Source organism: Arthrobacter sp. AOP36-C1-22 (assembly GCF_052377515.1).
Lineage (GTDB): Bacteria > Actinomycetota > Actinomycetes > Actinomycetales > Micrococcaceae > Arthrobacter_H.
The window spans coordinates 47,182-61,944 of record NZ_JBQSWW010000015.1; the positions used below are offsets into that span (position 1 = coordinate 47,182).

General features: G+C 67.0%; 10 protein-coding genes and 2 pseudogenes. 3 read left to right on the forward strand and 9 right to left on the reverse strand.

From position 1 onward, the window contains the following. Nucleotides 1–4: 4 nt before the first annotated feature. From ACT3S6_RS09940 to ACT3S6_RS09955, 4 genes are all read right to left on the reverse strand, one after another. Nucleotides 5–913: an SIS domain-containing protein gene (locus ACT3S6_RS09940; RefSeq protein WP_444554806.1), complete on the reverse strand. Its 909-nt coding sequence runs from the start codon at nt 911–913 to the stop codon at nt 5–7. 126 nt (nt 914–1,039) lie between these two features. After that, nucleotides 1,040–1,705: a pentapeptide repeat-containing protein gene (locus ACT3S6_RS09945; RefSeq protein ID WP_444554807.1), complete on the reverse strand. Its 666-nt coding sequence runs from the start codon at nt 1,703–1,705 to the stop codon at nt 1,040–1,042. Nucleotides 1,706–1,728: 23 nt separating this feature from the next. Next, nucleotides 1,729–3,750, reverse strand: a complete 2,022-nt coding sequence (locus tag ACT3S6_RS09950; protein ID WP_444554808.1) for an ABC transporter ATP-binding protein — start codon at nt 3,748–3,750, stop codon at nt 1,729–1,731. Continuing rightward, nucleotides 3,751–5,484 (reverse strand): ABC transporter ATP-binding protein, encoded by a 1,734-nt coding sequence (locus tag ACT3S6_RS09955; protein ID WP_444554809.1) that lies wholly within the window; start codon nt 5,482–5,484, stop codon nt 3,751–3,753. A gap of 221 nt (nt 5,485–5,705) precedes the next feature. Here ACT3S6_RS09955 and bcp point away from each other — a divergent pair. Both bcp and ACT3S6_RS09965 read left to right on the forward strand, forming a co-directional pair. Beyond that, nucleotides 5,706–6,181, forward strand: a pseudogene (bcp, locus tag ACT3S6_RS09960) (thioredoxin-dependent thiol peroxidase). Nucleotides 6,182–6,429: 248 nt separating this feature from the next. Next, nucleotides 6,430–7,827: pseudogene (locus ACT3S6_RS09965) on the forward strand (IS1380 family transposase). Between the two features lie 174 nt (nt 7,828–8,001). Here ACT3S6_RS09965 and ACT3S6_RS09970 read toward each other — a convergent pair. Then, nucleotides 8,002–8,580 carry an NADPH-dependent FMN reductase gene (locus ACT3S6_RS09970; protein WP_444554810.1) on the reverse strand — a complete coding sequence of 193 codons (579 nt, stop codon included), beginning with the start codon at nt 8,578–8,580 and terminating at the stop codon, nt 8,002–8,004. A gap of 157 nt (nt 8,581–8,737) precedes the next feature. Here ACT3S6_RS09970 and ACT3S6_RS09975 point away from each other — a divergent pair, with 157 nt between their 5' ends. Beyond that, nucleotides 8,738–8,992 (forward strand): hypothetical protein, encoded by a 255-nt coding sequence (locus ACT3S6_RS09975; RefSeq protein WP_444554811.1) that lies wholly within the window; start codon nt 8,738–8,740, stop codon nt 8,990–8,992. A gap of 184 nt (nt 8,993–9,176) precedes the next feature. Here ACT3S6_RS09975 and allB read toward each other — a convergent pair whose 3' ends face one another. From allB to ACT3S6_RS09995, 4 genes are all read right to left on the reverse strand, one after another. Then, entirely contained in the window at nt 9,177–10,550 is a 1,374-nt protein-coding gene (gene allB, locus ACT3S6_RS09980; protein ID WP_444554812.1) for an allantoinase AllB, read from the reverse strand. Nucleotides 10,551–10,745: 195 nt separating this feature from the next. Further along, the gene (gene gcl / locus ACT3S6_RS09985) at nt 10,746–12,551 is read right to left on the reverse strand and encodes a glyoxylate carboligase (protein WP_444554813.1); all 1,806 of its coding nucleotides are present in this window, start codon (nt 12,549–12,551) and stop codon (nt 10,746–10,748) included. A gap of 205 nt (nt 12,552–12,756) precedes the next feature. After that, nucleotides 12,757–13,653, reverse strand: coding sequence for a 2-hydroxy-3-oxopropionate reductase (locus ACT3S6_RS09990; RefSeq protein ID WP_444554814.1), 897 nt, complete (start codon nt 13,651–13,653; stop codon nt 12,757–12,759). Between the two features lie 42 nt (nt 13,654–13,695). Further along, on the reverse strand, nt 13,696–14,487 hold the full coding sequence (locus tag ACT3S6_RS09995; protein WP_444554815.1) for a hydroxypyruvate isomerase family protein: 792 nt from the start codon (nt 14,485–14,487) through the stop codon (nt 13,696–13,698). Nucleotides 14,488–14,763 lie beyond the last annotated feature (276 nt).

The window sequence follows — 14,763 nt, forward strand, 5'->3', positions numbered from 1 at the left end:
GACCCTAGGCCTGCTCCTCGAGGATCACCGAACGCGAGAGGTTGCGCGGGGCGTCCGGGTCCAGGCCGCGGTGGCGGGCCCGGTCCAGGGTGACGCGGTGCAGGCGGGCCAGCTCGGCCAACGGGTGGCGCGAGGATTCGACATAGAGGGCCCCGGTGCGTTCCACGTCCGCGGCCAGTCCCTCGGGAGCCGGCCCGAAGGACCAGGTGACCCGGCCGGGGGCGGCGATGGCGATGGGTCCGTGGCGGTAGTCCATGGCCGGGTAGGCCTCGGTCCAGCCCTGGACTGCTTCACGCATCTTCAGGGCGGCCTCATGGGCGAGCCCGACGCTCCATCCCTGTCCGAGGAAGGTGAACTGCTCGGCCTCGAGCAGATCGGTGCCGGTTTCCTGGTCGACGGCGGTGCGGGCCTGTTCGATGGCCTCGCCCAGGTCCATGCCGACACTGCTCAACAGATAGGCCAGCGCGGTGGTGGCGAAGCGCGTCTGCACCACCGACTGCTCGTCGGCGTAGGGCAGTTCCACGACCCGGTCGACCATTTCCACGATCGGCGAGGAGGTGTCCCCGACCAGGGCGATCGTGGTGATGCCCGGTTCGAGTTCCTTGAGCAGCGTCAGGACCTCGGAGGTGGTGCCCGAACGGGTGATGGCCACGACCGCGTCGTAGCCGCGGCCGGCGATGCGGGCCTCGGAGGCGGCGAAGGCGTCGGTCACGCCGTGGCCGGCGGTCTCCCGGGCCGCGGCGTAGGACTCCGCCATGAACCAGGAGGTGCCGCAGCCGACGACGGCGACGCGGGCCCCGGAGGCGGGCAGCAGGTTCTCGGAACCGGCCTGGGTGACGGCGCGCTGCCAGACGTCGGGCTGGCTGCGCAGCTCCTCGTCCATGTGCTGGCCAAGTGATGCGTTCGTGGTCATCGATACTCTCCTGGGGTGGTTCCGCCTGGCGGGATTCGGCATTGATCTCCCCCTATGATCGCTTATGAGCGTTCGCTATGTCTAGTAATCATAGTTGCTCACATTCTGGACGGCCGGTCAGCACGTTTACAGCACCCGCAAACCCGCCTCGGCGGCGAGGAGCGGGGCCAGGTCCTGCAGCTGCAGTTCGCCGACGGTCGCACCCCGCAAACCGCCGACCCCGGACAGTCCCGCCAGCGCGGCCCCGCGCAGGTCCACATCCTTGAGCTTCGCCCCATGCAGGGACAACATGCCGATCCGGCAATCCTGGAACGCCACCCTCTCGGCCTGGACCGCCCCGAGATCGAGCTCGTCGATGATCATCGAGCGGACGAGCACGTCCTTGAGCTTCGCCCCGCGCAGGTTCACCAGATCGAGTTTGCCGCCGTCGAAGAGCACCGAACGCAGGCCGGCCCCATGCAGTTCGGCGGAACCGATGCGGGTGCGGGCCAGGCTGGTGTTCCACCAGCCGCTGTCCGGGGCCCGCAACGAGGCGGCCCCCAGATCGGTGAACTCGCAGTTCCCGAAACTCGCCCGGTTCAGTTCCGCCCCCATGAGCGAGACCCGCCGGAAGGTGCACTCGGTGAAGACGGTGTCTTCGAGGTCCTGCCCGTCGGCGTCGTCGGAGTCGAACAGCAGGCCGTCGCTGCGTCCGTCCAGGTCCAAGCCCGTCAGGTCCCCCGGCGGACGGTTCCCCGGGGCGTTGAAGGAGGGAATCCTGGGCGGTCGGGGTTCAGCGGGCATCCGGTTCATGGGCCGAGACTACCGGGGCCCGCTCAGAGGTCCGAAACCGGCACGGCTCCGGCCCCGTCCCCGGCGTCGGGGTCGATATCTGGGTCCTCGGCAGGTCCGGCGAACTGGGACATGTACAGCCGGTAGTAGGCCCCGCGGGCCGCCAACAGCACCTCGTGGCTGCCTTGTTCGACGATCCTGCCCGCTTCCATCACCAGGATGGTGTCGGCGTCGCGGATGGTCGACAGCCGGTGGGCGATCACGAAGCTGGTCCGGTCGGTGCGCAGCGCGGCCATGGCATGTTGGACCAGCACTTCGGTGCGGGTATCCACCGAGGACGTCGCCTCGTCCAGGATGAGCAGCGACGGGTTGGCCAGGAAGGCCCGGGCGATGGTGATCAGCTGCTTCTCACCGGCGGAGACGTTGGTGCCCTCGTCGTCGATGATGGTGTCGTAGCCCTCGGGCAGCGCCTTCACGAAGCGGTCGACGTAGGTGGCGGTGGCGGCCTCGTGGACTTCCTCGTCGGTGGCATCGAGCCGACCGTACCTGATGTTCTCGATGATCGTCCCGTTGAACAACCAGGCGTCCTGGAGCACCATGCCGACCTTGGAGCGCAGTTCGGCCCGGGACAGTGCCGTGATGTCGATCCCGTCCAGGGTGATGGCCCCGCCGTCGAGCTCGTAGAAACGCATCACCAGGTTCACCAGCGTGGTCTTCCCGGCCCCCGTGGGGCCGACGATCGCCACCGTATGGCCCGGATGCGCCTCGAAGGACAGGTCCTCGATCAGCGGCCTGGCCGGATCGTAGGAGAAGGTGACGTCGGTGAACTGGACGTGGCCTTCGGTGCGGGCCGCCAGCCGGGCGGTGGGGGTTTCCGCCTCCTGCTCCTGGGCGTCCAGCAGCTCGAAGGTCCGTTCGGCGGAGGCGACCCCCGACTGGACCTGGTTGGCCATTCCGGCGATCTGTCCCAGCGGCTGGGTGAATTCGCGGGAGTACTGGATGAATGCGGTGGCATCGCCCAGGCTCATCTGCCCCGAGGCCACCCGCAGGCCGCCGACGACGGCGATGCCCACGTAGGCCAGGTAGGAGATGAACTGCATGACCGGGAAGATGGTGCCCGAGACGAATTGGGCGCCGAAGGAGGCCTTGAACAATTCCTCGTTGCGCTCGTCGAAGCGGGCCACCGATTCCTCCTCGCGGCCGAAGACCTTCATGAGGTCGTGGCCGGAGAAGGACTCCTCGATCTGCCCGTTCAGCGTCCCGGTGGACTTCCACTGCTCGGCGAACAGGCCCTGGGCCCTGGTCCCGATCAGCGCCGCGGCCACCGCCGAAAGCGGCAGGGCGACCAAGGCGATCAGTGCCAGCTGCCAGGAGACGATGAACATCATGATCACGATGCCCACCACGGTCAGGATCGATTCGAGCAGCTGCGAGAAGGCCTGCTGCAGGGCGGTCTGGATGTTGTCCACGTCGTTGGTGACCCGCGAGAGCAGGTCCCCGCGCTGACGGGTGTCGAAGTAGTTCAGCGGCAGTTTGTTGAGCTTGTCCTCCACGTCCTTGCGCAGCCGGTAGACCACGCGCATGACCAGTTTATTCAGCAGGTAGCCCTGGGCCCACATGAAGACGTTCGCCACGAAGTACATCATCAACACGAAGGAGATGATGACGCCGAGCTGGTGGAAGTCGATGCCTGTCCCGGGAACCAGGTCCATCCGCTCGAGCATGTCGGCCAGATTGGTCTTGCCTTGGGCCCGCAGCCCGGAAACGGCCTCCGCCTTCGAGGTGCCCGGAGCCATTTGTGAACCGATGACGCCCGAGAAGATGACGTCCATGGCCCTGCCCAGGATCTTGGGGGCGATGACGGTCAGCACCACGCCGACGGCGACAAATAAGAGTACGACGGCGATGCCGGCCTTTTCGGGGGCCATGAGCCCCACGAGGCGTTTGGTCGCGGGCCAGAACGCCTTGGCCTTGCGCACCGGCCGCTGGTCCCCGAATCCGTCATCGGCGGATACGGCGAAATCCTCGAGATCCTCGACCTGTGCGGCCGGTTTCTTCTCGGCCATCTAGGACACCTCCTCCGCACTGATCTGGGATTCGACGATCTCCAGGTAGGTCGCCGAGCTTTCCAACAGTTCCTCATGGGTGCCGCGCCCGACGATTTCGCCGTCGTCCAGCACCAGGATCTGGTCGGCGTCGATGATCGTGGACACGCGTTGGGCGACGACGATCACCGTGGCCTCACCGGTGGTCTCCTTCAACGCCGCCCGCAGCCGGGAGTCGGTGGTGACGTCCAGTGCCGAGAACGAATCGTCGAAGAGGTAGACCTTGGGCCTGGCGGCCAGGGCGCGGGCGATGCACAGGCGCTGGCGTTGTCCGCCGGAGACGTTCGTCCCGCCCTGGGCGATTCCCGACTCCAGTCCACCCTCCTTCCCGGAGACGAAATCCCGGGCCTGGGCGATCCGCAGGGCCTCCCAGAGTTCGGGATCCGTCGCCTCCCGGTTGCCGTAGCGCAGGTTGGAGGCGACGGTTCCGGAAAAGAGGTAGGGCCGTTGCGGGACGGCGGCCACCCGTTCGGAGAGTTGTTCGCGGGTCAACGCCGACACGGGGGTCCCGTCGATGAGCACCTGCCCGGCATCGGCGTCGTACAGGCGCGGGATGAGGTTCAGGAGCGTGGATTTACCGGACCCGGTGGATCCGATGATCGCGGTCATCCGACCGGGTTCGGCGGTGAACTGGAGATCCTTGAGCACCGGTTCCTCGGCGCCGGGATAGCCGAAGGAGACCCGGCGGAATTCCACGGTGCCATGCGCCGGGGCGTCCACCGTGGTGACCTCGGGGTCGCGGAGCGAGGGTTCGGCCTGCAGGACCTCGTCGATCCGTTCCGCGCAGACGGCGGCGCGCGGGATCATCATGGCCATGAACGTACCCATCATCACGGCCATGAGGATCTGCAGCAGGTACTGCAGGAAGGCGGTCAACGAGCCGACCTCCATGTTCCCGTCGGCCACGCGGTGTCCACCGAACCACAGCACCGCGGCGGTGGCCAGGTGCAGGATCATCCCGATCAACGGGAACATCAGCACGAACAGTTGTCCGACCCGGACCCCCACCTCGGTCAGGCGTTCGTTGGCGGCCCGGAAACGCTCGGTCTCGTAGGGTTCCCGCACGAAGGCCCGCACCACGCGGATGCCGATGATCTGCTCGCGCAGCACCCCGTTGATGGAGTCGATGCGTTCCTGCATCAGGCGGAACAGCGGCATCAGCAACCGGATGAGGAAGCCGACGATCACCACCAGCAGCGGGACCGACACCCATACCAGCCAGGACAGCCCGGCATCCTCACGCAGGGCCATGATGATCCCGCCCACGCACATGATCGGGGCGGAAACCATGAAGTTCAGGCCCATCAGCACCAGCATCTGGACCTGCTGGACGTCGTTGGTGCCGCGGGTGATCAGGGTCGGGGCGCCGAATTCGTTGACCTCCCGGGCCGAGAACCCGGCGACCGAGTGGAAGACGCCACGGCGGATGTCCCGGCCCACGGCCATCGAGGTCTTCGCCCCGAAGTAGACGGCGGCGATCGCGGTGAGGACCTGGATGAAGGCCACCATCAGCATCATCGCGCCGGTGCGCCAGATGAAATCGGTATCGCCCTGCGTCACTCCCTCGTCGATGATCCGCGCGTTCAGGCTCGGCAGGAACAACGTGGCCATGGTCGTTCCGAGCTGGAAGACCAGCACCGCGATGATCCACGGTCGATAGGGTTTCGCGTGCTTGAGGATCAGGCGCAGGAGCATGCAGGGGTGACTTTCTGGACTAACCACACCGGGGGCTGGGTCGCGTCGGCGGGTGATGGCCCGGGCGGCTGTGGCCGTTCGGGGCACTGGCAACTGTACTCGGCGCGTCGGGCCTTTCAATCCCTCCGCCGAAGGATTTGCCCCCCGGGCCCTATCGCGACACCCAAACACCCTTATAATGGTAATGGAATACCACCATGCGAAAATCTAAGGAGAATCACATGTCAGAGGCCCCCACCCAGCTTCAGGCCGGCGATCGCGCACCGGACTTCACCCTCACCGACGCCGACGGCGCCACCATCAGCCTGTCCAACTACACCGGCCGTTCGGTCGTGGTCTACTTCTACCCCAAGGCCGCAACCCCGGGCTGCACCACCGAGGCCTGCGATTTCCGGGACAACCTGAGCTCGCTGGCCGGCGCCGGCTACGACGTCCTGGGCATCTCCTCCGACGGGGAGGACGACCTGCAGGCCTTCGCCGATGACCAGTCACTGACGTTCCCGCTGCTGTCGGACCCGGACCACCGGACCGCCAAGGCCTACGGCGCCTACGGGGACAAGGACCTCGGCGGAAAGACCGTCACCGGACCCTGCGCTCCACGATCGTCGTCAACCCCGACGGGACCGTGAAGTCCGCCGAGTACAACGTCGCCGCGGAGGGCCACGTCTCCCGCCTGCGCGAGCAGCTCGGGGTCTAGGACCCGCGACCGCGGCGCCGCACGACGGCGCAGGCACCGCCCACGCAGAATGCCCATGGGGACTTCGGTCCCCATGGGCATTGTGCGTGGTGGCGCCGACCGGACCGTTCGACGTCCGGGTCTCTAGCCTCGGCATTTCATGAGGTCGTCGCCCCGGAGGCGTGTTTAAGCCCGTAAAGGTGCTCCTGACCTGCGAAAATAGTAGTTACGACACAACTGCTTTCGACAGGAAAAGGAGCACCCTTACGGTGAAGAAGTCTACCCGTTTCTACCCGGACCTCGACGTCGACGACGCAGGGACCGGGATCGTGTCCCAAGCAGGCGCCGTATTGCTGGCCGAGACCGCGAAGGCCGTTGCCCTGCCAGCAGCGTTGAGCACCGCCATGAAACCGTGGCGCAAGCCCTACGCCATCCACGACCCGGGCAAGATCCTGCTCGATGAGGTCCTGTCCCTGGCAATGGGCGGGGACGCGTTCTCCGACGTCGACCGGCTGCGCACCCAGCCCTGGGTGTTCGGCCCCGTCGCCTCCGATCCCACCGTTTCCCGCCTACTCAAGGCCCTCGCCGACGACGCCCCGGCAGTGCTGGAGGCGATCAACACCGCCCGCGCCCAGACACGTGCCCGGGCCTGGGACGCTGCCGGGCACGATTCACCGGTCCACGCCGCCAGCGATGAAAACCCGCTGGTCGTGGACCTGGACGCAACCCTGGTGACCTCCCACAGCGAGAACAAGGAACAAGCGGCCCCGACCTACAAGCGCGGCTTCGGGTTCCACCCTTTGGCCTCGTTCGCCGACCACGGCGCGAAGGGCACCGGGGAGCCGTTGGCGATGCTGCTGCGCCCGGGCAACGCCGGGTCAAACACGGTGGCGGACCACATCACCGTGACCGACGCCTCCCTGGCCCAGCTCCCACCCGGACACCGTACGGGCCGGGCGATACTGGTGCGCACCGATACCGCCGGTGGCACCCACGGATTCCTGGATTGGCTCACCGACCCGGTGCGGGACCTGGCCTATTCCGTGGGCTTCGGATTCTTCCCGGCCATGGAAAAAGCCCTGGGAAGCATCGACAACAACTCCTGAGTGAAGGCCCTGAACAGCGACGGGATCGAACGCGAAGGGGCCTGGGTAACCGAGCTGACCGGCGACCTGTACTTGTCCTCGTGGCCGGCCGGGATGCGGGTGATCGTGCGCAAGGAGGAACCCCACGTCGGGGCGCAACTGCGCATTACCGACATCGACGGGATGCGCTACACCGCGTTCGCGACGAATCAGGCCGGGGACGATCTGGCCCGGTTGGAAGTCGCACACCGTTTGCGGGCCCGCTGCGAGGACCGGATCCGCAATGGCAAGGACACCGGATTGGAGAACCTCCCGTTGAAGGCCTTTGCCGGCAATGAGATCTGGGTCCACCTGGTGATGCTCGCCCTCGAGCTCACCGCATGGACGCAGATGCTTGCCCTGACCGGGACCGAGGCACGGCGGTACGAACCCAAGCGCCTGCGAACGCGGATCTTCGAAACGGCCGGCAAAATCATCACCACCGGCAGGCGCAAGATCCTGCACCTTGCGGCAACGGCTCCGGAAACACCATTGATCCTCAAAGCCCTGGAGCGACTTCGGAGCCTCCCGGCACCTGGCTGACCAGCCCCCGGACCATCCCGACGAAGCAAGAAGCACATACAGCGGAACCAGTGGAGATTCCGGCCCGATCCGAGGCTATCGGGCAATCCGTCACACCCTCATGCCAGAATCAGTACCGCTAGGCAGAAGGTAAGTCCTGGCCCGCAACCAGCACAGCCCGATGAAAGATCGAGGCTAGGGCCTGGGGCGCGGCCGTGTGGCCACCAACTCGGCAAAGCGGCTGATGTAGTCCTGCAGGAACCCGACCGTGGACTCCTGGCTGATTCCGCCCTCCTCGTCGATCAGCCCCGGGGACCGGGACAGGAACACCTCGGGCTGGCCCGGGGTGGGCATGTCGAAATAGGACAGCGCCAGCCGCAGGTTCTTCTGTGAGCTGTACCCGCCCATGCGGCCCACCGAGTGGCTGATGATCCCCGCCGGGAGGTTCTTCCATGCGACGTCGGCATTGGGCTTGGAGCCGATGTCCACCGCGTTCTTGAGGCAGGCCGGGATGGTGCGGTTGTTCTCCGGGGTGACGAACAGGACGCCGTCGGAGGCCTTGATCGTTTCGCGGAAGCCGGTGTATTCCCCGGGCAGGGGTTTATCGGCGACCTCGGGGGTGTCGTAGTCGAAATCATAGAGCGGCAGGTCGCGGATCTCGACGATGCGGGCCTGGTAGCCAGCGGGGAAGAGGTCGATGGCGTTCAGTGCGATCTTGCGCGCATAGGAGGCACGGCGCAGGCTGCCGACGATGACGGAGATGTTCCTGGTCATGGAAATGGGGTTCCTTTCGGGACGGTGGGCAGGCCGGGCGGGCGTCGGGACGCACCCGTGGTGCCTGCGACTCCCACCCTGGCCTACGAAGAACCGTACTTGAAAGTTCGATAGACCCAACATTAGGCTGGCCCCACGACATGAAAGGAGGTGCCGCATGCACCGGGACGGCATATGGCTCGAGGCGATCACCCTGTTCCAGGCCATCCGCGAGGGCAATCAGCCTGCGGCCAAACGACTACTGGACTCCTCCGCCCATCGGGACGAGGTCTTCGAGGGGCTGCTGAGCATGCTCGGGATCTTCCTGCGCGGACAGCAGGCCACCGAACTGGACCATTTCATTTCCGCGGCCCACCGCGCCGGCCCTCCCCCGCCCTTCGGGGCCCGCCCGTATCTTCCTCCGTTGAGCTGAACCGTCCGCGGCGTTAAAACACGGTGCCCCCTCCACCGGGAAGAGTGGTGGAGGGGGCACCGTCATGCCCACCCCGGATGGATCGACCATCCCGTCCGGGATGAACACCCGGGCTGCGAGGTAGGAGCTCGTTGGCCCGGGAGCCTACCGGCACCGCGCCGGTCACCGGGCGGTGTCGTGGAGCCTAGGATTCGCCGCGGCGCAACAATTGTCCGTGGGGGGTCGTGAAATCGACCTTCTCCCCGCGCAGCCAGGTGCCGGCGACGACGCCGTCCAGGGTCTTGCCGGCGTAGGCGGACACGGGGTTGCGGTGCTGGAGCTTGGCGACGTCCACGACGAAGTCCTCTTCCGGGGAGAAGATGGCGAAGTCGGCATCGGAGCCTGGCGCCAACTGACCCTTGCGCTCCAGACCGGCCAGCTTCGCCGGCCCCGAGGACATCCAGGCCAGCACCTGATCCAGGGCGATGCCGCGTTTCCGGGCTTCGGTCCAGATCAGCGACAGACCCAGCTGCAAGGAAGCCACCCCGCCCCAGGCGGTGCCGAAGTCCCCGCCTTCGGGATACTTCAGCTCCACCGTGGACGGCGAGTGGTCGGAGACGATGAAGTCGATGGTCCCGTCGATGAGTCCCTGCCAGAGCAGCTCGCGGTTGGCATCCTCACGGATCGGCGGGCAGCACTTGAATGCCGTGGCCCCATCGGGGATCTCCTCGGCGAGCAGGGTCAGGTAGTGCGGGCAGGTCTCGACGGTCAGCCGCACGCCTTCGGCCTTCGCCGCGGCGATCACCGGCAGCGAATCGGAGGAGGACAGGTGCAGGATATGTGCCCGGCCCCCGGTCCGCCGTGCCGCGTCGATGACCCGCTGGATGGCCAGGTTCTCGGCCACCCGCGGGCGTGAGGCCAGGAAGTTGGAGTACTCCCGGCCACCGATCTGCGGCGCTTCCTCGATGGTGTGCGCGTCTTCGGCGTGCACGATCATCAGCGAGTCGAAGGAGGCGAGCTCGGCCATGTCGGCCTCCATCTCCTCCGGCTCCAGGGCGGGGAATTCATCCACCCCCGAATGCAACAGGAAGCACTTGAAGCCGTACACGCCCTCGTCGTGCAGTTTGCGTAGTTCCTCGCGGTTGCCCGGGACGGCACCGCCCCAGAAGCCGACGTCGATGTACGCCTTGCGCCCGGCGACCTCGCGCTTGAGCTCCAGGGCCCCGACATCCACCGTCGGGGGGATCGAGTTCAGCGGCATGTCGATGATGGTGGTCACCCCACCGGCGGCGGCGGCACGGGTGGCGGAGTCGAAGCCCTCCCACTCGGTGCGCCCCGGCTCGTTGACGTGGACGTGGGAGTCCACGAGGCCGGGGATCATCACTTCCCCGGCACCGAGTTCGATGGTCTCGCGTCCCACCAGGCCCTGGCCCGGGCCTTCAATCGCTGCGATCCGTCCATCACGGATGCCGACCTCGTGGGCGCCGATGCCCTCACCGGTGAGGATCCGCTCGCCGCGGACCACCAGGTCGAATTCCTGGTTCTTTCCTGCCGGAGCAGTGCTGCTCTGGTTGCTCATATGCCGATTCCTCCTCGAATCCTGGCTGTCGGGCCCTGGATGTCCCGACTTCTTCCCTGACGATTATCCGCCCTCGCCTCCGCGGGGCGGGAACCGGCCAGGACCTGGGCCCTGCCGGTGGATGGACGCGGAACGGCGGACGGACCCCGTGGAGCATGGCTCCCGGTTCCGCCCGCCGTTGACCGTTTCCGGTGGCTACGCGCCGGCCGTTGCCGCCTCACGGGCCGGCTTCAGCGGAACGAGCGCCGTCGGGGCATCGGCCACGGTCTCGGCCAGATCCTCGAATTCGGTGACGTTGTTCAGCTCGGTACCCATGGAGATGTTCGTGACGCGCTCGAGGATGACCTCGACCACGACCGGCACCGAGTGCTCCTCCATGAGGCTCTTGGCCTCGGCGAAGCCCTTGGCCAGGTCCTTCGGGTCCTTGACCCGGACGGCCTTGCAGCCCAGCCCCTCGGCCACCTTGATGTGGTCCACGCCGTAGCCCTCGGTCTCGGGGGAGTTGATGTTATCGAACGCCAGGGACACGTGGTAATCCATCTCGAATCCACGCTGCGACTGACGGATCAGTCCCAGGTAGGAGTTGTTCACGACCACGTGGATGTACGGCAGCTTGAACTGCGCGCCGACGGCCAGCTCCTCGATCATGAACTGGAAGTCGTAGTCACCCGAGAGGGCGACGACCGGCTTGCCGGGCTTGCCGCGGACGACGCCGAGTGCTGCCGGTCCGGTCCAGCCCAGCGGGCCTGCCTGTCCGGCGTTGATCCAGCGGCGCGGGCCGAAGACGTGCAGCATCTGTGCCCCCTGGATCTGGCTCAGGCCGATGGTGGAAACGTAGGTGGTTTCCGGACCGAAGGCCGAGTTCATCTCCTGGTAGACACGCTGCGGCTTGACCGGGACGTTGTCGAAGTTGGTCTTGCGGTGGCCCTCGCCCTTGCGGTCCGCGGTGGTCTGCGCCCACTCGGAGTAGTCGGGCAGGGTGCCGGCGTCGCGACGCTCGGTGGCCACCTCGATGAGAACCCGCAGGGCCTCACCGGCGTCGGAGACGACGCCGAGGTCGGGGGAGAACACGCGGCCGATCTGCGTGGGCTCGATGTCCACGTGCACGAACTTGCGTCCGGCGGTGTAGGTGTCCAGGCCACCGGTGTGGCGGTTGGCCCAGCGGTTCCCGACACCGAGGACGAAGTCCGAGTCCAGGTAGTTCACGTTGCCGTAGCGGTGGTGGGTCTGCAGGCCCACCATGCCGGCCATCAGGCGGTGGTCATCGGGGATGGCACCCCAGCCCATCAGCGTGGGCTGGACCGGGACGTTGAGCAGTTCGGCGAGGCGGACCAGGTCGTCGGAGGCATCGGCGTTGATGATGCCGCCGCCGGCGATGATCACCGGGTGCTCCGAGGCGAAGAGCATGTCCAGGATCTTGCCTGCCTGCTTGCGGCTGGCCTTGGGCTTCTCGACGCCGAGGGGCTCGTAGGCATCGATGTCGAATTCGATCTGCGCCATCTGGACGTCGATCGGCAGGTCGATCAGCACCGGGCCGGGACGGCTGGAGCGCATGAGCTGGAAGGCCTTTTGGAAGGTCCCGGGAACCAGTCCCGGCTCCAGGACGGTGGAGGCCATCTTGCACAGCGGCTTGGCGATGGACTCGATGTCCACTGCCTGGAAGTCCTCCTTGTGCAGCTTGGCAACCGGGGCCTGACCCGTGATGCAGAGCATCGGGATGGAGTCGGCCTGGGCGGCATACAGGCCGGTGATCATGTCGGTGCCGGCGGGCCCTGAGGTACCCAGGCAGAGCCCGATGTTCCCGGCGGCAGCGCGGGAGTAGCCGTCGGCCATATGCGAGGCGCCCTCGACGTGGCGGGCCAGGGTGTGGCGGATGCCGCCGTGGGCCTTGATGGCCGAGTACAGCGGGTTGATGGCCGCCCCGGGAAGGCCGAAGGCCTCGGTGGCGTTCTCCTTCTCGAGGATGAGGACGATCGCGTCCACGGTGCGCATCTTGGTCATGGTGTTCTCCTTGGTGGAGGGCCCCGGAGGGGGGCCGGAAATAGTGAAGTTTGGGCGGCCGCCGGTACGAACCGAACATAGGTACCGGCGGCCGGGCTGTGGGGACCGCCCCGTGCGGGGCGGAAGCCGGCCGGTGAGCGACGTGCGGCGGACGCCGCCTAGCTGGCGGAGGAAGCGCGGGGCCCGGTGCCGGACCCCGGGCCACTTACTTGGAGTCGGAGCTACCCGACAGGCGCTCGACACCACGGAACAGACCCGAGTGGTCCAGCGAGCCGTCGCCGCTGGCGACGGTGGAGGCCACGAGCTGGGCCACGAGGGCCCCCTGCGGGAGGACGACGCCGGCTTCGCGGGCTGCGGAGGTGACGATGCCCATGTCCTTGTGGTGCAGGGCCAGGCGGAAGCCCGGGTCGAAGTTGCGGTCCAGGATCTTCTGGCCCTTCTGGTCCAGGACCTTGGAGCCGGCCAGGCCGCCACCGAGGACCGATAGCGCGGCCTGGGTGTCGACGCCGTAGGCCTCCAGGAAGACCACGGCCTCGGAGAGTGCCTGGATGTTGGAGGCCACGATCAGCTGGTTGGCGGCCTTGACCGTCTGGCCGGATCCGGAGGGACCGACATGGACGATCGTCTTGCCGATGGCATCGAGCACGGCCGCGGCATCGTCGAAGTCGGCCTTCTCGCCACCGACCATGATGGACAGCACGCCGTCGACGGCTCCTGCCTCGCCACCGGAGACCGGTCCGTCGAGGGGGCGCAGGCCGGCGGCGCGGGCGTCATCGGCCAGGACCACGGCGACATCGGGGCGGATGGTCGAGTTGTCGATCCACAGTGCGCCCTTCTTGGCGTTGGCGAAGACCCCGTCTTCACCGTGGACAACTGCTTCCACGTCCGGGGAGTCCGGAACCATGGTGATCACGACGTCGGCATCGGCGACAGCTTCGGCGACGCTGGCTGCGGCGGTTCCGCCGGCCGACGCCAGATCCTTGGCCTTTTCGGGGCTGCGGTTGAAGCCGGTCACCTGGAACCCGGCCTTGACCAGGTTCTTGGCCATGGGCAGGCCCATGATCCCCAGGCCGATGAAGGCAACGTTCTTGTTTTCGCTCATGTTGTTCTCCTTGAAGTTTTGGTGGTGCGTACCGGTCGGGGCCTAGGCGCCCTGGCGAATCAACCAGTCGAAGGCGACATCGGAGGAGGCCTTGTATTCCAGGCCGATCGGTCCTGTGTAGCCCTTGGCCCGGCTGCTCTCGATCCACTCGCCCAGCGGCAGGTTCCCGGTTCCGGGAGCCCCGCGTCCCGGGTCGTCGGCGATCTGGATGTGGCCGAAGTCGGCGGCGTGCTTGTTCACGACGTCCGCGACATCATCGCCGTTGACTGCCATGTGGTAGAAGTCGGCCAGCAGCTTGACGTTGTCCACGCCGGCTTCCTGGGTCTTCGCGATGACGCCCAGAGCGTCGGCGGCGGTCTTCAGCGGGTAGGCCTCGGTGCCGGAGACCGGCTCCAGCAGGACGGTGCCGTCGATCTTGGCGACCCCGCGCGCGGCGGCCACGAGGTTGGCCAGGGCCAGCTCGTCCTGCTCGGCGGCCGACTGGCCGTCCTGGCGGTTGCCGTAGAGGGCGTTGAAGCCGCGGCAGCCCGTGGCCTGTCCGATGGCGGCGACGACGTCGATGTTGTCGGCGAATTCCTTCTCGCGGCCGATCCAGGAAACAATCCCGCGGTCTCCGGCGGGCATTTCGCCGGCCAGGAAGTTCAGTCCGGTCAGCTGGACGCCGGCGTCGGCGAGCGAGCTGACGAACTTTTCCACCTCGGCGTCGGCCGGAACGGCCTCGGCGAAGGGCCACCAGAACTCGACGTTGTCGAAACCGGCCTTCTTCGCTGCCGCCGGGCGCTCCAGCAAGGGGAGCTCGGTCAGCAGGATGGAGCAGTTGACGGTGTAAGCCATGTGGATTCCTTTCGGAACGGTCATTTCCAGATTGTGGAAGTTTACTTCTGCCTACTGAAAACATTAGGTGAGTCCCGCATCACCTGTCAAGACTTCGGGGTCACGGCCGGTCGGCGCGCGGACCGGCCGTCCGGGAGCACCGGACGCTGCCCCCGGCACCTTCAGGGGGCGTGGGAGGGCTGGATTCGGCCTCTGATCAGGGCCTCGGCTGAAATGGGTGTGGGCCTCCGCGGTGGTGGGGCCGCGGGCCAGTGGCCCGCAGCCCAACCACGGTCG

Excerpts from the sequence above, each read along its gene's own strand:
- ACT3S6_RS09945 (WP_444554807.1), bottom strand. The coding sequence starts at position 1,705 with ATGAACCGGATGCCCGCTGAACCCCGACCGCCCAGGATTCCCTCCTTC.
- ACT3S6_RS09995 (WP_444554815.1), bottom strand. The coding sequence starts at position 14,487 with ATGGCTTACACCGTCAACTGCTCCATCCTGCTGACCGAGCTCCCCTTG.
- gcl (WP_444554813.1), bottom strand. The coding sequence starts at position 12,551 with ATGACCAAGATGCGCACCGTGGACGCGATCGTCCTCATCCTCGAGAAG.
- ACT3S6_RS09950 (WP_444554808.1), bottom strand. The coding sequence starts at position 3,750 with ATGGCCGAGAAGAAACCGGCCGCACAGGTCGAGGATCTCGAGGATTTC.
- ACT3S6_RS09990 (WP_444554814.1), bottom strand. The coding sequence starts at position 13,653 with ATGAGCGAAAACAAGAACGTTGCCTTCATCGGCCTGGGGATCATGGGC.
- ACT3S6_RS09970 (WP_444554810.1), bottom strand. The coding sequence starts at position 8,580 with ATGACCAGGAACATCTCCGTCATCGTCGGCAGCCTGCGCCGTGCCTCC.
- ACT3S6_RS09940 (WP_444554806.1), bottom strand. The coding sequence starts at position 913 with ATGACCACGAACGCATCACTTGGCCAGCACATGGACGAGGAGCTGCGC.
- ACT3S6_RS09975 (WP_444554811.1), top strand. The coding sequence starts at position 8,738 with ATGCACCGGGACGGCATATGGCTCGAGGCGATCACCCTGTTCCAGGCC.
- allB (WP_444554812.1), bottom strand. The coding sequence starts at position 10,550 with ATGAGCAACCAGAGCAGCACTGCTCCGGCAGGAAAGAACCAGGAATTC.
- ACT3S6_RS09955 (WP_444554809.1), bottom strand. The coding sequence starts at position 5,484 with ATGCTCCTGCGCCTGATCCTCAAGCACGCGAAACCCTATCGACCGTGG.